Source organism: Salirhabdus sp. Marseille-P4669 (genome assembly GCF_900240405.1).
Taxonomy (GTDB): Bacteria; Bacillota; Bacilli; order Bacillales; family Alkalibacillaceae; genus OEQK01.
On the sequence record NZ_OEQK01000007.1, the window covers coordinates 44892 to 64379 of the forward strand.

A 19488-nucleotide genomic window follows, 5' to 3' on the forward strand; every position below is an offset into this window, starting at 1 on the left:
GAGTGATTAAGCTTTTATGGAAACATTAATAACATTTATTGTGTATTTAGCCGGTATGTTAGCAATCGGTATTTGGGGATATAAGAAAACTAGTAACATATCAGACTACTTTTTAGGTGGAAGAAAGCTAGGACCTGGTGTTGCTGCACTAAGTGCTGGTGCATCTGATATGAGTGGTTGGCTATTATTAGGTCTTCCAGGTGCCATTTATGCCTCTGGATTATCAGAAGCATGGATTGCGGTTGGTTTATCCATTGGTGCCTACTTGAACTGGCAATTTGTTGCAAGACGTTTACGTACGTATACAGAAGCATCAAACGATTCGATTACAATCCCTGATTTCTTTGAAAACCGCTTTAAAGACAACAGTCATTTACTCCGATTAATTTCTGCAATTGTTATTTTGTTTTTCTTCACGATCTATACAGCTTCAGGAATGACTGCAGGTGCAAAATTATTTAGCTCATCATTTGATCTCACATACACGCAAGGTTTATGGATTGGTGCAATTGTAATTATTGCTTATACATTTTTAGGCGGATTTTTGGCCGTTAGTATGACGGACTTTATTCAAGGTATTTTAATGTTCTTAGCACTTATTATTTTACCTATTGTTGCGATTAGTGAAGTTGGTGGATGGCAAGAGACATTAAATGCAATTGGCCAAGCAAATGAAGGCCATTTAAACATGGTTGCAGGTGTTAGTGCAATGGTAATTATCTCAAACCTAGCTTGGGGACTTGGCTATTTCGGTCAACCACATATTCTTGTAAGATTTATGGGTTTACGTTCCCATAAGGATGTACCTAAAGCAAGATTTATTGGTACCGCTTGGATGGTGTTTGGTTTATTTGGTGCTATTTTTGCAGGTTTTGCAGGATTCGCGCTAGTGTCCAGTGGGGGTCTTACTGTAGGAGATGGAGAAGAAATCTTTATTCTGTTATCTCAAACATTAACGCATCCATTAGTTGCTGGAATTCTTCTAGCTGCTATTCTTTCTGCGATTATGAGTACAATTGACTCTCAATTACTCGTATCCTCATCTGCACTAGCGGAGGATTTTTATAAAGGGGTATTCCGTAAAAACGCATCTGATAAGGAATTAGTACTTGTCGCTCGTATCTCTATTTTAATTATTGCTGTCATTGCATTAATTATTGGTAGTGATCCAGATAGCTCCGTACTTGATCTAGTAAGCTATGCTTGGGCAGGATTTGGTGCTGCCTTTGGACCGCTTGTTCTATTAGCGCTATTCTGGAAACGAATTACTGCTGCAGGTGCCATTGTAGGTATGCTTGCAGGTGCTGTAACAGTAGTAGTTTGGGGCAACATGGAAGGCGGAATCTTTGATCTATATGAAATCGTTCCTGGATTCTTATTAAACCTAGTGCTTGCCGTTATTGTGAGTCTTATGACGAAGACGAAACCAGAAATGGAAGAAGAATTTGAAAAGGCTCGTGAACTAGCAAAAAGCTAAATGTAATAGAATCATGAAAACCGTCTCCACGTGAGGCGGTTTTTTTCTTGGAAAGTCTTGCATAACATAGGGACGCGAGAATTATGGCAAGGTAGACGAGTAAATGAAATGGAGTGACGAGTAAACGATGTATTTAGGCGAGAAAGCAGGGTCGCGGCGAGAATTAATTGTGGGTAGACGAGTAAATGAAATGGAATGGCGAATAAATGATGTGTCTAGGCGAGTAAGCTGAGACTTGGCGAGAATTAAGGCAAGGCAGGCGAGTAAATGAAATGGAATGGAATGGCGAATAAATGATATATCTAGGCGAGTAAGCAGAGTCATGGCGAGAATTATGGCAAGATAGACGAGTAAATGAAATGGAATGGCGAATAAATGATGTATCTAGGCGAGTAAGTAGAGTCATGGCGAGAATTATGGCAAGGCAGGCGAGTAAATGAAATGGAATGGCGAATAAATGATGTATCTAGGCGAGTAAGCTGAGACATGGCGAGAATTAAGGCAAGGCAGGCGAGTAAATGAAATGGAATGGCGAATAAATGATGTATCTAGGCGAGTAAGCAGAGTCATGGCGAGAATTAAGGCAAGGCAGACGAGTAAATGAAATGGAATGGCGAATAAATGATATATCTAGGCGAGTAAGCTGAGACATGGCGAGAATTATGGCAAGGCAGGCGAGTAAATGAAATGGAATGGCGAATAAATGATATATCTAGGCGAGTAAGCTGAGACATGGCGAGAATTAAGGCAAGGCAGGCGAGTAAATGAAATGGAATGGCGAATAAATGATGTGTCTAGGCGAGTAAGCTGAGACATGGCGAGAATTAAGGCAAGGCAGACGAGTAAATGAAATGGAATGGCGAATAAATGATGTATCTAGGCGAGTAAGCTGAGACATGGCGAGAATTAAGGCAAGGCAGGCGAGTAAATGAAATAGAATGGCGAATAAATGATGTATCTAGGCGTGTATACCTAATTTGGGCGAATAAAACCTTAAAATAGAATAGTAAAATCTTTACTTTAACGAATAAAGCTTTGCAAACGACGAGTATTTGAGAAAAAGTTGCATCTAATAACAATAAACCTATCCCATAAAAGGTAATTTAAATAAAATAGGTAAGGTCCCCCACCTACTAGTAAATTCCTTTAGCACTTAACTCCCAGACGTATCTTTAAAGAAACATACAGAATCAAATCGTGGCGAAATGGACCACACTAAGACGGAGAATCAACATATCGATTTTTGTCGAAAGGTTTTTAACGGTTTTTCCTCAAAAACGGTTTCTTTTTTAAATTCACTGTTATATAATACAAAACATAAACATATAACTGTATTATAACAATTGAAAGGGTGATGAAACATTGGCAACAGAAATTACTGGTGTTGAAGCTCGAGAGCCGGTAGAAAACAAGGAACAGCAACTATTAACTGCAGGTGCACTTGTCTTCTTACAACAGTTGGAACGTCGCTTCGGGAAACGAAGGAAGGAACTGTTACAGTACAGACAAGAGCGACAACAATTATTTGATGCAGGTGAAAGACCAACCTTCCTTGAGGAAACGAAGCAGATTAGAGAAAGGGATTGGACAATAGCACCCATTCCGGAAGAAATTCAGGATAGAAGAGTTGAAATTACAGGTCCTGTAGATCGCAAAATGATCATTAATGCATTAAATTCGGGTGCAAAGGTGTTTATGGCCTGTTTTGAGGATGCGACCTCACCAACTTGGGATAACATTATCGATGGTCAAATAAATTTAAGGGATGCTGTTAGAGGTACAATTTCGTTTACAAATGATTCAGGAAAAAAATACGAGTTGAATGAGGAAACTGCTGTACTATTTGTACGGCCACGCGGATGGCATTTAGAGGAGAAGCATTTAGTTGTGGATGGTAAACCGATGAGTGCAAGCTTGTTTGATTTCGGGCTGTACTTTTATCATAATGCGGAAACGTTGCTGGAGCAGGGGAAGCGACCCTATTTTTATCTTCCGAAGCTTGAAAGTCACCAAGAAGCAAGATTATGGAATGACGTGTTTGTCTTTGCTCAGGAATATTTCGGCATTTCCCAAGGGACGATTAAAGCAACCGTTTTAATTGAAACCATTTTAGCTGCATTTGAAATGGATGAAATTTTATATGAATTAAAAGATCATTCGGCTGGTCTGAACTGTGGAAGATGGGATTATATTTTTAGTTATTTGAAAAAGTTAAAAGGACATGGGGATGTCATCTTACCAGATCGCTCCATTGTAACGATGACGGTTCCGTTTATGAGATCGTACTCACTGTTGACCATTCAAACATGTCACAGACGCAAAGCACAAGCTATTGGGGGAATGGCTGCGCAAATTCCGGTAAAAGGGGATGAAGAAGCAAATAATGAAGCCTTTCGGAAGGTTCGGACGGATAAAGAACGGGAAGCAAAAGATGGTCATGATGGTACTTGGGTTGCGCATCCAGGCTTAGTTCCTTTAGTTATGGATGTTTTTAATAAAGAAATGCCTACACCGAATCAAGTGGAACAAAAAAAGCTTGAGAACATCCGAGTAACGGAAGATATGTTATTAGAGGTTCCAACAGGAGATATTACCGAAGCGGGACTTCGCCAAAACATTCGAGTTGGCATTTTGTATATTGCCAATTGGCTGCAGGGTAGAGGTGCCGTTCCAATTAATCATTTGATGGAGGACGCGGCAACTGCTGAAATATCTAGAGCACAAATATGGCAATGGATTCGGCATCCAAAAGGAATGCTAAGTGATGGTAGAAAAGTAACGGTCGAGCTTTACAACGAAATGAAGGAAGAAGAGCTAACGAAAATCATCAATGAGATTGGTGAAGAAGTGTATGAGCAAGGACGCTTTCATGAAGCGGTCGAGTTGTTTGATGATTTAATTTTGCAGGATGAATTGTTAGACTTTCTGACATTACCAGGCTATGAAATTTTGTGAAAACGAGTGTAGTGCTTACTAATGCATTACCTAGAGTAACTAATGAAATTGAGAGGGGAAATGAAAATGGAAAACAGAATGAAAGCATTAGAAGAAAGCTGGGAGATAGATAGTCGCTGGAAGGGTGTGGAACGACCTTATTCAGCAGAGGAAGTGATTCGCCTTAGGGGCTCGATTGATATTGAGTACACATTAGGAAAAAGAGGCGCAGAAAAACTGTGGAACTATTTAAATACAGAGGATTATATTAACGCGCTAGGTGCATTAACAGGTAATCAAGCAGTTCAGCAGGTCAAAGCAGGTTTAAAAGCCATTTATTTAAGTGGCTGGCAAGTAGCGGCGGATGCAAATTTATCTGGCCATATGTACCCGGACCAAAGCTTATATCCTGCTAATAGTGTGCCACATGTGGTTAAGAGAATTAATCAGGCCCTGCAAAGAGCGGATCAAATCCACCACATTGAGGGGGATGAATCGATTGATTGGTTCCAACCTATAATTGCCGATGCGGAAGCAGGCTTCGGAGGTCAATTGAATGTATTTGAGTTAATGAAAGGGATGATTGAATCAGGAGCATCTGGGGTTCACTTTGAAGATCAATTATCAAGTGAAAAGAAATGTGGGCACTTAGGTGGTAAAGTATTGTTGCCTACGCAAACAGCAGTGCGAAATTTAATTTCTGCTCGACTTGCTGCAGATGTGATGGGTACACCAACCGTACTAATAGCAAGAACCGATGCGAATGCAGCGGATATGGTAACAAGTGATATTGATCCATATGATCATACGTTTATTACCGGAGAAAGAACGGCAGAAGGGTTTTATCGAACCAAAGCTGGTCTGGATCAAGCTATTTCAAGAGGTTTGGCTTATGCGCCATATGCAGATTTGATTTGGTGTGAGACATCAGAGCCGAACCTGGAGGAAGCAAAGCGCTTTGCGGATGCAATTCATGAGAAGTTTCCTAACAAACTGCTAGCCTATAATTGCTCACCTTCCTTCAACTGGGAGAAAAAATTGGATAAGGAAACAATCGCAAACTTCCAAAAAGAACTAGGTAAAATGGGATATAAATTCCAATTTGTAACGTTAGCAGGCTTTCATGCTTTGAACCATAGTATGTTTGAATTAGCGAGAGGGTATAAGGAGAGTGGTATGGCTGCCTATTCTAAGTTACAGCAAGCCGAATTTGCTAGTGAACAATATGGTTATACAGCAACAAGACACCAGAGAGAAGTAGGAACAGGGTACTTTGATCAAGTTTCTATGATTGTTACAGGAGGTACTTCTTCCACAACCGCTCTGAAAGGTTCGACTGAAGAAGAGCAATTTACTGTAAAGTCCTAAATTATTTATATCATCGTGACACTACTGTTTCCTAAAAGGCTTACTCACCCCACATGAGTAAGCCTTTTTAAATGTTCCTGTTCTCTCTGGCTAACCTAAACATAACAATCCAAACGTTGTGTTGCAATCATTTTTTACTAATGTTTGAAAAAGTACTAATATTTAGTTGAATTTGTATTCATTTTTGCATAAAATAAAAGTGATTGATTAATCAATCATTCTTTTTTTAGAAAGGGGTATAAACATGAAATCTTTATCTGAAAATCAGCTGAAAAAGCGTGCAACGATCATCCAATCTGCAACAGAGTTATTTTCGTATAATGGATATGCTGACACAACCATTTCCAAAATTGCGAAACGTTCTGGCATTAGCTTTGGCAGTGTATTTACTTATTTCGAAACAAAAGAAGCTTTATTCGAAACAGTCATTATAGAGCCAATTGAAGAATTTAAGAAGCTCTTTTTTCGAATGCCCACAGGTTCAATCGACAAAACAGGAATAAAGGAAATGACAAGAAAACATATCGACTTTTTTGTGAATCAAAGACCTTACCTACAGCTCATTCAACAAGTACTAGGGCAACCTGAGAAGTTTCCTAAGTTATTTACTGAGTTAACGGACTTTTATGAGGAATGGTTACAAATTTTAATTCGGTTTATTCAAGAAAGTCAAGGACATAGGTTACTGGAACAATTTGATCCGGAGGCTGTAGCGAGGGGTTATATTAGCTTTTTAATTGGTATGCGACTCACATTAACCGATGATGAAACAAATTCAGTCTGGAAGCACTTTTATGCAATTGCCAATCGGATTTTAGGGATAAAGGAGAGTGAATAATGAAATTTAAAGAGCTCCATCCAAATATTAAGTGGAGATTTGTTGTCGGATTTTTAACGAATTTATCGTATATGATGGTTGGACCATTTCTCGTAATCTTCTTTACCAATAAAGTTGGAGCTGGGATTACGGGAGTATTATATTTGTTTATCGTTTTATCTGCTATTATCGGAAGCTTCTGTGGTGGGTATTTATCTGATCGGTTTGGTAGAGTAAAAGTACTTTTTACAACCGAACTATTCGCAGCAATTATCTTTTTTGTCATTGCGCTACTTAATTCTCCTTGGTATGATGAGCCATACTTATCAGCTGTTGCCTTCATCTTTTACACCTTCTGTACAGGCTGTTTTCAACCCGTCACCATGGCCCTTATTTTAGATAGTAGTACACCAAATACAAGAGAAGGAATTTTCCGGATAAATTATTGGATTAGTAACCTAGCTGTTGCGATTGGTAGTTTAATTGGTGGATTTTTATTTATGGATTATCACTTTTTATTGTTTGTAATTGTAACCATTACGGGTATTATCTCTGTTGTAATTACCGCGATCTTTTTAAAGGATGTCTATAAACCTAAGGTGATCGAAAAGAAAATAGAGGAAACAGAAAAAAGAGAGTTTCCACTCCTATCCGTGGTGAAAAGCTATAGGGTGGTTTTTCGAGATAAGGTGTTTTTACTATTTTTAGTAGGCTCCGTGCTTGTCTTAAGTATGGAAACCCAGTTAACGAATTATATTGGAATTAGGCTTGCCAACGAAGTAAACAATACGAAAATTCTAGATGTAGGCAGTTTGGAATGGACGATTAATGGAACCGAGCTATTAGGGATATTGCGAAGCGAGAATACCATATTAGTCGTTGTTGGAACCTTCCTTGTTACCTATTTCATTAAACGGCTAAAAAATGAAACAAAATTTATTGGTGGGGCATGTCTTTATGCGTGTAGCTTTGTGGCCATTTCCTACTTAACAACACCATGGCTTCTGTTGGTTGTTATGCTGTTAGCAACAATCGGAGAGCTTATCTATGTGCCTATTAAACAATCGATTTTAGGAAGCCTTGCTCCAGATGAATCTCGTAGCAGCTATATGGCGGTCCACCATTCCTCTATGGCTGTTACAGAAATCATGGCTGGGATTTTCATAATGCTCGGAACCGTCGTAGCTGCTCCTATTATGACACTTATATTTGGATGTATCGCAATTCTTGGCATACTGTGCTATGTGAAATTAGTGAAAATAAAGCAAGCTGTATTTGTTGTAGAGGAGAAGGCCCACACAGTCGACTAAATTACGCTTCTTAACAGGTTTCATTCTATCAATAAAATGTTAAAATAATAAGGGTACAAGTTGATAATATAAATAACTATTTGCTATTATTAATTAATATTGTGAGGGTTCGAACATATTTGGAGGTGAACGAAAGCATATGGCTGAAATTTCAAAGGATCAAGTAAAACATGTTGCCAACCTTGCTCGCTTGTCTTTTTCGGAAGAGGAAGTAGAGAAATTTACAGAGCAACTAGGTTCTATTATTAAGTTTGCGGAACAATTAAATGAATTGGATACAGAGAATGTAGAACCAACAACACACGTATTGGATTTAAAAAATGTTATGCGTAAAGATGAGCCTAAGAAGGGCTTAACGCAAGAAGAGGCATTGAAGAATGCACCAGACAAACAAGATGGTCAATTCCGTGTTCCATCTATTTTAGAGTAAGGAGGTTCAACATGTCACTATTTGATTATTCCATAAAAGAAATCGAAGAAAAGTTACATAACAAAGAAATCAAAGTTCAAGATTTAGTAGATGAATCGTATAACCGTATTGCGGAAGTAGACGACCAAGTGAAGGCCTTTTTAACCTTAAATGAAGAAGAGGCTCGTAGACAAGCAAAGGAATTAGATGAAAGAGAAGCATCAACAGAAGAAGTCCTTTTTGGTCTTCCAGCAGGTATTAAGGATAATATTGTTACAAAGGGGCTTCGCACTACTTGTGGAAGTCAATTTTTGGATAACTTCCATGACCCTTTATACGATGCAACGGTTATGCAAAAGCTGCAAAAAGCGAAAGTCCTTACGATTGGTAAATTAAATATGGATGAGTTTGCAATGGGATCATCCAATGAGAACTCAAGCTACTATGCAACACGTAATCCTTGGAATATTAATCATGTCCCAGGCGGCTCAAGTGGTGGCTCAGCTGCAGCGGTAGCTTCTGGACAAGTATTATTCGCGTTAGGATCCGATACAGGTGGTTCCATACGTCAACCTGCTTCCTTCTGTGGTGTTGTTGGCTTAAAGCCTACCTATGGAAGGGTATCACGTTTTGGATTGGTGGCGTTTGCGTCATCACTAGACCAAATCGGTCCACTTACTCGTACAGTTGAAGATAATGCACGAGTTCTAGAGGTAATTGCTGGGCATGATCCAATGGACTCTACTAGTGCAAATGTAGAAGTTCCTAAATATACAGAAGCTCTAACAGGTGATGTAAAAGGAATGAAAATCGCTGTACCTAAGGAATATTTAGGAGAAGGCGTTTCGGAAGAGGTAAGAGAGTCTATTTTAGCAGCATTGAAGAAATATGAAGAGCTTGGAGCAGAATGGGAAGAAGTATCCTTACCACATTCCAAATATGCTGTTGCTACGTATTATTTATTAGCATCATCAGAGGCATCTGCAAACCTTGCCCGTTTTGATGGGGTTCGTTATGGGGTACGCTCCAAGGATGCAACCAACATGATCGATATGTTTAAGCTCTCCCGGAGTCAAGGCTTCGGTGAAGAAGTGAAACGTCGTATTATGCTAGGTACATTTGCATTAAGCTCTGGATATTACGATGCTTACTATAAAAAAGCACAAAAGGTTCGTACTTTAATTAAACAAGACTTTGATAAAGTATTAGAGAAGTATGATGTTATCGTTGGACCAACTTCACCAACCCCAGCCTTTAAAGTTGGTGAAAAAGTGGATGATCCATTAACGATGTACGCAAGTGATATATTAACAATTCCGGTTAACCTAGCAGGTGTACCAGGTATTTCCATTCCTTGTGGCTTCTCTAATGATGGCTTACCAATTGGCTTACAAATTATTGGCAAGCATTTTGATGAGTCTACCGTATATCGTGCAGCACATGCCTTTGAGCAAGCGACAGATTATCATAAAAGAAAGCCAGAGCTTGGAGGTGCAAACGCATGAACTTTGAAACAATAATAGGTTTAGAAGTGCACGTTGAGTTAAAAACCCAATCGAAAATTTTTAGTCCGAGTCCTAATGCTTTTGGTGCGGACACGAATACAAATGTTAACCCAATCGACTTAGGTTATCCAGGTGTGCTACCAGTTTTAAATGAAGAAGCAGTAAACTTCGCAATGCGTGCAGCAATGGCCTTAAATTGTGAGATTGCGACACATACGAAGTTTGATCGTAAAAACTACTTTTATCCGGATAATCCAAAAGCATATCAAATCTCTCAATTCGATCAACCGATTGGAGAGCACGGTTGGATTGAAATTGAAGTAGACGGCAGAAAGAAAAAGATTGGAATAACACGTCTTCATTTAGAAGAAGATGCTGGTAAATTAACGCATAATGATGATGGCTATTCCTTAGTGGATTTCAACCGCCAAGGTACACCACTAATTGAGATTGTTTCAGAGCCAGATATTCGTACGCCCCAAGAGGCTTATGCTTACTTAGAAAAACTAAAGAGCATCATTCAGTATACAGGAGTTTCCGATTGTAAAATGGAAGAAGGCTCCTTAAGATGTGATGCGAATATTTCACTTCGTCCAATTGGTCAAGAGCAATTCGGTACGAAAACAGAGTTAAAGAACTTAAATTCCTTTAACTATGTACAAAAGGGATTAGAATTTGAAGAAAAGCGTCAAGCGCAAGTGTTACTATCTGGTGGTGTAATTGGACAAGAAACCCGACGCTATGATGAAAAAACAGGTGAAACCATTTTAATGCGTGTGAAGGAAGGCTCTGATGATTATCGTTACTTCCCAGAGCCAGACCTCGTGCCCCTTTATATTGATGATGCTTGGAAGGAAAGAGTTCGCAATGAAATTCCAGAGCTTCCAGATGCACGTCAAAAACGTTATGTGGATGAATTGGGGTTACCTGCTTATGATGCGCACGTGTTGACACTTACAAAGGAAATGTCTGATTTCTTCGAAGAAACCATTGCTGCTGGTGCGGATACAAAGCAGGCATCTAACTGGTTAATGGGAGAAGTATCTGCTTATTTAAACAAGCATTACAAAGAGCTAGCAGATATTCCATTAACTCCTAGTGCACTTGCAAAAATGATTAAGCTTATTGAAGATGGTACCATCTCCTCTAAAATGGCGAAAAAGGTATTTAGTGAGCTTGTAGAAAAAGGTGGAGACCCTGAAAAGATTGTAAAAGAAAAAGGGTTAGTACAAATTTCAGATGAAGGTCAGCTTACGGAGATCATTACTAAAATTTTAGATGAAAACGAACAATCGATTATTGACTTTAAAAACGGTAAAGATCGTGCGCTCGGTTTCTTAGTAGGCCAAGTTATGAAAGCAACAAAAGGACAAGCAAATCCACCAATGGTAAACAAAATACTGATTGCGGAAATGAACAAAAGATAAGTTAGGATAGAGATTAGTGCGAAGTGTACTAATCTCTCTTTTTTATGTTCATTTAACACTTACAATTACATAGTTTTTGAGTTATACTTTTAAACATTGAAAACCAATTAATCATAATGCAATTGTAACGATCATATTAATTCATAATAATACTTTTTAAGTCTTTTCAACTTTGTATATTCGCGTTATTATGAAAAGGGTGACAATTACCATATTTTAGTTGTGAAGGTGAATTTATGAAACGCGCTAGAATAATTTATAATCCAACCTCTGGGAGAGAGGCTTTTAAAAAGGAACTACCATATGTTTTGGAAAAGCTAGAACAAGCAGGGTACGAGGCTTCTGCGCATGCAACAACTTGTGAAGGGGATGCTACCCTTGCAGCGAAAGCAGCCGTAGATCGTCAATATGACATTGTTATCGCTGCTGGTGGTGACGGAACCATTAATGAGGTTGTTAGCGGTATTGCAGAACAGGATTATCGTCCTAAACTAGGTATTATTCCGGTTGGTACAACAAATGACTTTGCACGTGCTATCAAGGTACCTAGAAATATTCGAAAAGCAGTAGATGTCATCTTAGAAGATCACACAAAAAGATTAGATATCGGTAAGGCTAATGACGATAAATATTTTATAAATATTGCTGCGGGTGGAAAAATCACCGAGCTAACGTATGAAGTGCCAAGTAAATTGAAAACCATGATTGGACAACTTGCCTATTATGTAAAAGGGATAGAAATGTTGCCAAAATTACGTCCGACGAAAGTGAAAATTAAATACGACGATCAAGAATTTGAAGAAGATGTCATGATGTTTTTAGTATCGAACTCGAATTCTGTTGGTGGATTTGAAAAATTGGCCCCTGATGCAAAATTAGATGATGGCTATTTTGATTTTCTAGTTTTAAAGAAAACGAATATTGCCGATTTTGTTATGTTAGTAACGAGTGCACTTAGAGGAAATCATTTAAAAAGTGACAAAATCATTTATACACGAACAAAATGTGTTGAAATAGAGACGGAAGAACATATGCAATTGAATATTGATGGCGAATTCGGGGGATTATTACCTGGGAAATTTGTCAATCTGTATCAACATATTGAATTCTTTGTACCGAAAGACTTTGATTAAAGATAGCCACAAGCTATCTTTTTTCTTTTCTCTACAAATTATTTATAATGAAAGGATGACTTGGTTGTAGAATAATGTATCATTACGTGATAGATTTGGAAAAGCTAGAACAAGGAATAACAGATGTATAAAGGAAGAGGTACATATGGCAAAATTGAAACCACCTGTAGAAAAAAATGAAATGGTCGAACTTACCTTTGAAGATGTAACGCATGAAGGGGATGCTGTTGGGAAGGTCAATGGTTATCCTTTATTTGTGCCTTATGGTTTACCAGGAGAAAAGGCAATCGTTAAAGTATTGAAGGTTAAGAAAAACTTTGGCTATGGGAAATTAATGAAGGTCTTAGAACAAAGTCCAGCTCGAATTGAACCTCCTTGTGATGTGTTTTATCAATGTGGTGGCTGCCAATTGCAGCACATGAGCTATGAAATGCAGCTTGAGGTAAAGCAAAAGCAAGTGAAAGACGCGCTTCGAAAGCTTGGTCATATTGAGGGTATTCCAATTCATCCTACTATAGGTATGGAAGACCCATGGCGTTATCGGAACAAGGTTCAAATTCCTGTGCGTGGTGTTGAAGGTCGTTTAGAGACAGGCTTTTTTAAGAAGCGAAGCCATGACATTATTGACATGGATACGTGCCCGATAACAGATGAGCAAAATGATCGCATGGTAGAAGCAATTCGACGTATTGCGGAGGATGCAGGCATTGCCCCATACGATGAGGAGCATCACAAAGGGACACTAAGACATATAATGGTTCGAAACGGTAAAGCGACAAATGAAATTATGATTGTTCTCGTTACTAGAACGGAAAAGCTTGATTACGAAGAAAAAATTGTAAATGAAATTCATAAAGCATATCCAAATGTAAAATCCATCATCCAAAATGTGAATTCAAAACGGACAAACGTCATTTTAGGACACCAAACAAAAGTATTATGGGGTGAAGAATATATATACGATACGATTGGGGATGTGAAATTTGCGATTTCTGCAAAATCCTTCTATCAAATTAATCCAACTCAGACGAAGAAATTGTATGATCAAGCGTTAAAATATGCCAATTTAACCGGAAGTGAAACGGTAATTGATGCTTACTGTGGCATTGGAACGATTTCATTATTTTTAGCTAAAAATGCGAAGAAAGTATATGGTGTAGAGATTGTTCCAGAAGCAATTGAGGATGCGAAAAACAATGCAAAGTTGAACGGAATCGATAATGCAGAATTCTTCGTTGGCGCTGCAGAAAAAGTAATGACATGGTGGAAAGCCCAAGGACTAAAGCCAGATGTTATTGTAGTGGATCCACCACGAAAAGGCTGTGATGAAGCGTTATTGCAGGCAATGATTGACATGAAACCAAAGAAAATTGTTTATGTCTCCTGTAACCCATCTACTTTGGCGAGAGACCTACGAATTTTGGAGGATGGCGGCTTTAAGACTTTAGAAGTACAGCCAGTAGATATGTTTCCTCAGACTTCTCATATTGAGGCTGTTGCTAATGTTGTGTTAGATGTGTAAATCAAATATTAATTCTCGGGTTTGCCTTTAGAAGTACAAGTTTCATGTCTTATTCCTTTGTAAATTACAGAAACTTTCAGTTAGATTGAATAACGATTAAGATAGTAGGAGGTGCATATCTCCTACTCGATTATTACTCACGTGCAGTATGACTTTTTATTAATTGAAAAAGTTTGTCTGTAATATTCATCTGTAATATGGAGGATGATATTAGGTGATTGGAGTTCATTCATAATCCATTAAAGGAAGTTGCCTATGAATATCTTAAAAAGGTTCTTTACCAGCAGTACCCAAACAGCTAATAAGAATCTTGTTACGGTGTATGTCATATTTCGTGCAATTGCTATCTTTATGCTTATTAATCAGTTGTTTATGCAAAGGTGGGGCAATGCTTTTATTCTTGTTCTAACACTCGCTTTGTTTACGATACCATCTCTTGTGGAACGAGTGCTTAAAATGGAGGTGCCCAACTTGTTAGAACTGATTATAATTTTATTTATTTTTAGTTCGACTATTCTAGGTGAGCTGAGCGACTTTTACGGATATTTCAAGATGTGGGATACAGCATTACACACGCTTAATGGTTTTTTAGCTGCAGGTGTCGGTTTTTCGCTTGTCTTTCTATTACATAAGAATGCTGAGGGTATGAATTTGAGCCCGTTGTTTCTTGCAATCGTTACCTTCTGCTTTTCAATGACAGTTGGTGTCATATGGGAGTTCTTTGAATACTCGGCAGACCGTTGGATGAATCTCGACATGCAGAAGGATCGAATTGTTCAGCAAATTAACAGTGTACGTATTGGTGAAGAAAACGATGTCTATCAAATTGACAATATACAACGGACAGTAATTGACAGCAAAGACGATTCGGGAAATATAATTCAAACAATTATAGAACCGGGATATCTTGATATTGGTATTATGGATACAATGAAGGACTTATTTGTCAATCTACTTGGTGCCATTGTTTTCAGTGTGTTGGGCTATCTATATGCACAGAATGACCAAAATAAATATAGTTTTGTTCGGCATTTCATACCAACAAAAAAGGAGTAATCAAAAAACTCAGGTTATCATCAATAATAACCTGAGTTTTTTAATCATCCAATTAGCTTTTCAATTGCTCTTTAATAAAACGTGCTATTTCTGGATGTTTTTTGTATAAGGTAACACTGTATAGTACGGAAGACGCTGCAATTGTTGACCAGAGAATCCAATCTCCAGTCCCTGAAAGGAATTGAACTAGCTCATCTTTTGGAGATTCGCCACCATTCGTAAAGGCATTACTAATAGTAGTAATGTTAAATATTAGTAAAATGATAATCCTACCAATTAGGAGAACGAACAATCCTAAAATATACTTAATTCCACCCACTGTACTTAATTTACTGTTCTGATATACAACCTTTGTATTCACTGCCTGATAGTAACCAATTATGGCACCTAATAATAGTAGCATAATGAATTCAATCAACAATGTAGTACTCAATGTGTTTGGCAAACTTGAATATGTCTTATATAAAGCTAAGATTGGAAGTCCGATAAAATCAAATCGATTGACTTCCTTCGGCAAAAACTGTCGAAATATTAAGATGCCAATGACAACTAGTATTACTAATGAAAATTTATCCATTTACTTGTTCCCCTTCTTATTCATTAAGTAATGCTCAATTAATTGATCTACTTTTTTCTCCGTATAAAATTCTGGATTTTGAAGTGTATGGATAATCATACCATCTATAAAGGCGTATAAAATTTCGAGTTCAAATTGATTTTCTTCATTCTCTTCCAGATAGCCTAAATCAACCATGACTTCAATTATCATCTGTAGTATTTCTCTTGAATAACCATCCATCTTTTTTTGCAATGTTAATAGCTCAGAATTATTAAAAGAAATACCCATAAATGAAATCCATACCCTTGCTTCCATGATTTCTTCATAATCAGTTGGAATGAGAAATTTGATCAATCTTCTCAATGACGCTTCTTTTGTTCCGGAAAATGCTTCTAGCCTTGCTTTTGCACGCTCTTCCATTCGAGTTAGTACTAGGTTCATTGCATAATGAATGATCTTTTCCTTAGATGAAAAATAATGTTGTATCAAACCAACGGACATATTCGTTTCTTTTGCAATGCTTTGAATGGATGCTTTATCAATTCCTTGATTCAATATAACTCGCCAAGTAGCTGCAGCGATTTGATTTTTTCTTTTCGTAAGATCGACCTTTTTAGGCATAAAAAACACTCCTTTTACAATATGAGTATATTGTAAAAAATATAGTTTTGCAATATGAACATATTGTAAAAGGCTTGTGTTCTACAATATTCATGTAAACGGAGAAAACGGATTGAACGTTAAAAGTGTGTAATTTGAAAAAGTGAGTCTCTTGTTCGTAGTTGAACAGGAGACTTCTTTGCTTATCCGTTTAGATAAGTAAAACTTAAGATTTTCTTAAGAAATCCCTTAATCTCCTCTTAAGGCTTTCATCTTATAGTAAGAATACATTCATTACGTTGATAACAAGAAGAGGAGAGTGGGGATGAAAACACATACAATCTATATACTTTTAACCAATACAGGATCCGTCTTAACAAAGCTAATCAAGTTATATACGAAAAAGCCATATAATCATGCGTCCATTGCCTTAGACTCTCATTTGTCAGAGGTATATAGCTTTGGGCGGAAAAATGTGAATAATCCATTCCATGGTGGATTTGTGAAAGAGGATATAACGAAGGGCTTGTTTACACAAGCGGATTGTGCGATTTATTCTTTAACTGTATCAAAAGAAGAAATGCATAAAGTAAGAGAATATATGGAGGAATTAGCAGACAAAGAAGAGTGCTATCGTTACAATTTCTTAGGCTTATTTGGATTTCTCGTAAATAAACCGATTAAACGTAAAAACGCACTCTTTTGTTCGGAGTTTGTTGCAACCGTAATAAACAAATGTACAAACCTAAATTTCCGAAAGCCTACATCGCTAATTGCCCCATCTGATTTTCAAGACATGGCTCACTTTCAGCTTATGTATGAAGGAAAATTAAAGGATTACCATAATAAGTATGTAGGTAAAGAAAAAGGTGTTCCAGCTACACTCATCCCAGTTGGAATGTAAAACAATAGATAAGGGAGAGCTTAAATGTGCGTCAGACCATTCAAATCTTAGTTGTTGAAGATGACAATGATATTAACCAACTGCTATGTAAAATCATTGAAAGAAGTAACTATTATGCTCAGCCTGCCTATTCTGGGACGGAAGCATTGCTTTATTTAGAAAAACAGAAGTGGGATTTAGTATTACTTGATTTAATGCTGCCCGGTATGACAGGAGAGGAAATACTTGCAAAAATAAGCAAGCAAGGATCCACGCCAGTCATCATTATTTCAGCGAAAAGTGGGCAAGAAACGAAGATTAGTAGTCTGCGCTCTGGGGCAGATGACTTTATTTCAAAGCCTTTTGATGTGGAAGAAGTATCTGCGCGTATGGATTCCCTTCTAAGAAGATACCGACATCCTACAAAAACGCCACAACAGGTGCTAACACATAAGGATATTCAGTTAGATTGGGAAGCAAAGACGGTTTGTGTGAATGGGACAGAGCTTTCCTTAACAAGTCGTGAATACACGATACTAGAGCTTCTTATGAGGTCACCCAAAAAAGTTTTTTCCAAATCAAATCTATTTGAAAGTGTATGGAAGGAGCCTTTTCATGGGGATGACAATACGGTGAATGTTCATATGAGTAACTTGAGAAATAAGCTGTCAAAAGCAAATCCAAAGGAAGAGTATATTGAAACCATTTGGGGAATGGGCTATCGTCTTAAATCTTAAGGTTTACCTTTGATTGCCGTTCCATATACAGTTAAATCAAATAAGGGAGGAAATGCAGCTATGAGCAAGTCTATCCTAAGAACCAATCATCTCACTAAAAAATATGGAAATGCTATTGCTCTTGAAGATATAAATGTTTCCATTCAGAAGGGCGATATTTACGGATTTATTGGTCAAAATGGGGCGGGTAAGTCTACAATGCTACGAATGGTGACTGGCTTGTCCTTTCCAACAAAAGGGACGATAGAATTATTTGGTGAGGACAATCCCAATAAAATAACAGATGCTCAAAAACGAATGGGTGCTATTATTGAAAGTCCCGCACTTTTTTCAAACATGACTGCCTATGAAAATCTAGAGGTGCATCGCTTGCAGAAAGGAATTCCGGGTAGTGCTTGCATTCAAAAGACATTGGAGCTTGTTGGACTTACCAACACAGGTAAGAAAAAAGCGAAGAATTTATCGCTAGGGATGAAACAACGTCTTGGACTTGCGATTGCATTGCTAAGTGATCCAGAATTTTTAATTCTTGATGAGCCGACAAATGGACTAGACCCAATGGGGATTGTCGAGCTGAGAGAATTAATGAAGAAATTAAATCGAGAAAAAGGACTGACGATTTTAATATCGAGTCATATTTTAAGTGAACTACATCAATTAGCAACTCGTTACGGTATTATTCATAAAGGACGACTGTTAGAAGAAATATCAGCTAACGAGCTAAATGAAAAATGTAGACAGCATTTGCGGATTAAAGTGGATCAGCCAACAAAGGGAGCCACGGTCCTTGAATCGGTTATAGGGACAACAGATTTCGAGGTGATGCCAGATGGGACGATGAAGCTTTACGATTACTTGGGGCGTGTTCGAAGGGTTTCGAAGGCCCTAACGGAAGCTGGTCTCGTTATCGAACATCTGTCCCAAAATGGAGATAGTCTAGAAAGCTATTTTTCAAGTCTTGTTGGAGGTGCTGGGGAGTGATAAATCAAGTAAAGGCAGAATTATTCAAGCTACAAAGAAATAAAACGTTTTGGGTACTGTTATTTATCGCAACGCTTTTAAGTGCCTTGTTACATTACCTAATAATCATAGATTGGTGGAAGGTTAACGATAGTGTATTTGTTCGTGCAGGTTTAGATGAACTGAGTGGATTAACTGCTTTTACAACACCAATATTTTTTAATCTCTTTATCGGTACACTTGCAGGATTTTTTATTTCCACTGAATTTTCACAGAGTAGCGTGATAAAGAATCAAATCATGACTGGCGGCAAACGAAGCAGCATATTTATATCGAAGTACCTCATTTTTACTATAGGGGCTATTATGATTGCAATTCTCATTCCCTTACTAACTGGAATTTTCGAAGTTATTTTATTGGGCCATGGCGAGATACTGAACGTACACAATCTGGTTTATTTAAGCAGAGCTTTTGGGTTATATATACTTCAATTTATAGGATATACTGCTATTCTTGTTTTACTGGCGATTGCAACGGAAGATAGTGGGAAAACCATTATTTTCTCCATCCTAATAACCATCGTAATGTATGGAGTGGAAATGGTTCCGAATTTACCAATCATCAGTACGATTTACAAAAACTCCATCTTTTATCAATTTAGTGCGGTATTCCAAGCATCGATGACAAATGTAGATATATTAAAAGCTATTTTAATTGCTGGCATTACATTTTTTATCGTAACTATAATTGGAATCGTTGTGTTTAATAAAAAGGAAATCAAATAATCATAA

General features: G+C 37.6%; 17 protein-coding genes. 15 read left to right on the plus strand and 2 right to left on the minus strand.

The features are described from left to right. Positions 1-16: 16 nt before the first annotated feature. From putP to C1A05_RS13550, 11 genes are all read left to right on the plus strand, one after another. Complete coding sequence (gene putP, locus C1A05_RS13500; protein WP_102028770.1) at positions 17-1477, plus strand: sodium/proline symporter PutP; 1461 nt, start codon at positions 17-19, stop codon at positions 1475-1477. Positions 1478-2851: 1374 nt separating this feature from the next. Then, positions 2852-4432 (plus strand): malate synthase A, encoded by a 1581-nt coding sequence (gene aceB / locus C1A05_RS13505; protein WP_373419482.1) that lies wholly within the window; start codon positions 2852-2854, stop codon positions 4430-4432. 66 nt (positions 4433-4498) lie between these two features. Beyond that, on the plus strand, positions 4499-5779 hold the full coding sequence (aceA, locus tag C1A05_RS13510; RefSeq protein WP_102028772.1) for an isocitrate lyase: 1281 nt from the start codon (positions 4499-4501) through the stop codon (positions 5777-5779). A gap of 244 nt (positions 5780-6023) precedes the next feature. Further along, positions 6024-6617, plus strand: a complete 594-nt coding sequence (locus C1A05_RS13515) for a TetR/AcrR family transcriptional regulator (protein WP_102028773.1) — start codon at positions 6024-6026, stop codon at positions 6615-6617. Beyond that, complete coding sequence (locus tag C1A05_RS13520) at positions 6617-7906, plus strand: MFS transporter (RefSeq protein WP_102028774.1); 1290 nt, start codon at positions 6617-6619, stop codon at positions 7904-7906. Before C1A05_RS13515 ends, C1A05_RS13520 begins: the two co-directional genes overlap by 1 nt. 139 nt (positions 7907-8045) lie before the next feature. Next, positions 8046-8336: an Asp-tRNA(Asn)/Glu-tRNA(Gln) amidotransferase subunit GatC gene (gatC, locus tag C1A05_RS13525; RefSeq protein WP_102028775.1), complete on the plus strand. Its 291-nt coding sequence runs from the start codon at positions 8046-8048 to the stop codon at positions 8334-8336. An 11-nt stretch (positions 8337-8347) separates the two neighbouring features. After that, positions 8348-9820 carry an Asp-tRNA(Asn)/Glu-tRNA(Gln) amidotransferase subunit GatA gene (gene gatA, locus C1A05_RS13530; protein ID WP_102028776.1) on the plus strand — a complete coding sequence of 491 codons (1473 nt, stop codon included), beginning with the start codon at positions 8348-8350 and terminating at the stop codon, positions 9818-9820. Continuing rightward, positions 9817-11247, plus strand: coding sequence for an Asp-tRNA(Asn)/Glu-tRNA(Gln) amidotransferase subunit GatB (gene gatB / locus C1A05_RS13535; RefSeq protein ID WP_102028777.1), 1431 nt, complete (start codon positions 9817-9819; stop codon positions 11245-11247). The genes gatA and gatB overlap by 4 nt, the downstream gene beginning before the upstream one ends. 236 nt (positions 11248-11483) lie before the next feature. Further along, positions 11484-12380: a diacylglycerol kinase gene (locus C1A05_RS13540; RefSeq protein ID WP_102028778.1), complete on the plus strand. Its 897-nt coding sequence runs from the start codon at positions 11484-11486 to the stop codon at positions 12378-12380. Between the two features lie 145 nt (positions 12381-12525). Then, positions 12526-13902 carry a 23S rRNA (uracil(1939)-C(5))-methyltransferase RlmD gene (gene rlmD, locus C1A05_RS13545; protein ID WP_102028779.1) on the plus strand — a complete coding sequence of 459 codons (1377 nt, stop codon included), beginning with the start codon at positions 12526-12528 and terminating at the stop codon, positions 13900-13902. 255 nt (positions 13903-14157) lie between these two features. Then, the gene (locus tag C1A05_RS13550) at positions 14158-14958 is read left to right on the plus strand and encodes a hypothetical protein (RefSeq protein WP_102028780.1); all 801 of its coding nucleotides are present in this window, start codon (positions 14158-14160) and stop codon (positions 14956-14958) included. 52 nt (positions 14959-15010) lie between these two features. Here the strand turns inward: C1A05_RS13550 and C1A05_RS13555 are convergent, their stop codons facing one another. Beyond that, complete coding sequence (locus C1A05_RS13555; RefSeq protein WP_102028781.1) at positions 15011-15535, minus strand: hypothetical protein; 525 nt, start codon at positions 15533-15535, stop codon at positions 15011-15013. Next, positions 15536-16138 carry a TetR/AcrR family transcriptional regulator gene (locus tag C1A05_RS13560; RefSeq protein ID WP_102028782.1) on the minus strand — a complete coding sequence of 201 codons (603 nt, stop codon included), beginning with the start codon at positions 16136-16138 and terminating at the stop codon, positions 15536-15538. A gap of 304 nt (positions 16139-16442) precedes the next feature. On the opposite strand from C1A05_RS13560, the gene C1A05_RS13565 reads away from it, so the two are divergent. The 4 genes from C1A05_RS13565 to C1A05_RS13580 are packed head-to-tail and all read left to right on the plus strand — an operon-like array spanning position 16443 to position 19482. Continuing rightward, positions 16443-17021, plus strand: a complete 579-nt coding sequence (locus C1A05_RS13565) for a hypothetical protein (RefSeq protein ID WP_102028783.1) — start codon at positions 16443-16445, stop codon at positions 17019-17021. A 26-nt stretch (positions 17022-17047) separates the two neighbouring features. Further along, positions 17048-17737: a response regulator transcription factor gene (locus tag C1A05_RS13570; RefSeq protein WP_102028784.1), complete on the plus strand. Its 690-nt coding sequence runs from the start codon at positions 17048-17050 to the stop codon at positions 17735-17737. Positions 17738-17797: 60 nt separating this feature from the next. After that, positions 17798-18718, plus strand: coding sequence for an ATP-binding cassette domain-containing protein (locus C1A05_RS13575; RefSeq protein ID WP_102028785.1), 921 nt, complete (start codon positions 17798-17800; stop codon positions 18716-18718). Next, positions 18715-19482 carry an ABC transporter permease gene (locus tag C1A05_RS13580; protein WP_102028786.1) on the plus strand — a complete coding sequence of 256 codons (768 nt, stop codon included), beginning with the start codon at positions 18715-18717 and terminating at the stop codon, positions 19480-19482. The genes C1A05_RS13575 and C1A05_RS13580 overlap by 4 nt, the downstream gene beginning before the upstream one ends. Positions 19483-19488: the final 6 nt, after the last annotated feature.

What these genes read in the sequence shown, in the direction of transcription:
- gatA (WP_102028776.1), top strand. Translation starts at nt 8,348, where the DNA reads ATGTCACTATTTGATTATTCCATAAAAGAAATCGAAGAAAAGTTACAT.
- gatB (WP_102028777.1), top strand. Translation starts at nt 9,817, where the DNA reads ATGAACTTTGAAACAATAATAGGTTTAGAAGTGCACGTTGAGTTAAAA.
- rlmD (WP_102028779.1), top strand. Translation starts at nt 12,526, where the DNA reads ATGGCAAAATTGAAACCACCTGTAGAAAAAAATGAAATGGTCGAACTT.
- C1A05_RS13515 (WP_102028773.1), top strand. Translation starts at nt 6,024, where the DNA reads ATGAAATCTTTATCTGAAAATCAGCTGAAAAAGCGTGCAACGATCATC.
- C1A05_RS13550 (WP_102028780.1), top strand. Translation starts at nt 14,158, where the DNA reads ATGAATATCTTAAAAAGGTTCTTTACCAGCAGTACCCAAACAGCTAAT.
- C1A05_RS13540 (WP_102028778.1), top strand. Translation starts at nt 11,484, where the DNA reads ATGAAACGCGCTAGAATAATTTATAATCCAACCTCTGGGAGAGAGGCT.
- C1A05_RS13560 (WP_102028782.1), bottom strand. Translation starts at nt 16,138, where the DNA reads ATGCCTAAAAAGGTCGATCTTACGAAAAGAAAAAATCAAATCGCTGCA.
- C1A05_RS13575 (WP_102028785.1), top strand. Translation starts at nt 17,798, where the DNA reads ATGAGCAAGTCTATCCTAAGAACCAATCATCTCACTAAAAAATATGGA.
- C1A05_RS13520 (WP_102028774.1), top strand. Translation starts at nt 6,617, where the DNA reads ATGAAATTTAAAGAGCTCCATCCAAATATTAAGTGGAGATTTGTTGTC.
- C1A05_RS13555 (WP_102028781.1), bottom strand. Translation starts at nt 15,535, where the DNA reads ATGGATAAATTTTCATTAGTAATACTAGTTGTCATTGGCATCTTAATA.
- putP (WP_102028770.1), top strand. Translation starts at nt 17, where the DNA reads ATGGAAACATTAATAACATTTATTGTGTATTTAGCCGGTATGTTAGCA.
- C1A05_RS13565 (WP_102028783.1), top strand. Translation starts at nt 16,443, where the DNA reads ATGAAAACACATACAATCTATATACTTTTAACCAATACAGGATCCGTC.
- aceA (WP_102028772.1), top strand. Translation starts at nt 4,499, where the DNA reads ATGGAAAACAGAATGAAAGCATTAGAAGAAAGCTGGGAGATAGATAGT.
- gatC (WP_102028775.1), top strand. Translation starts at nt 8,046, where the DNA reads ATGGCTGAAATTTCAAAGGATCAAGTAAAACATGTTGCCAACCTTGCT.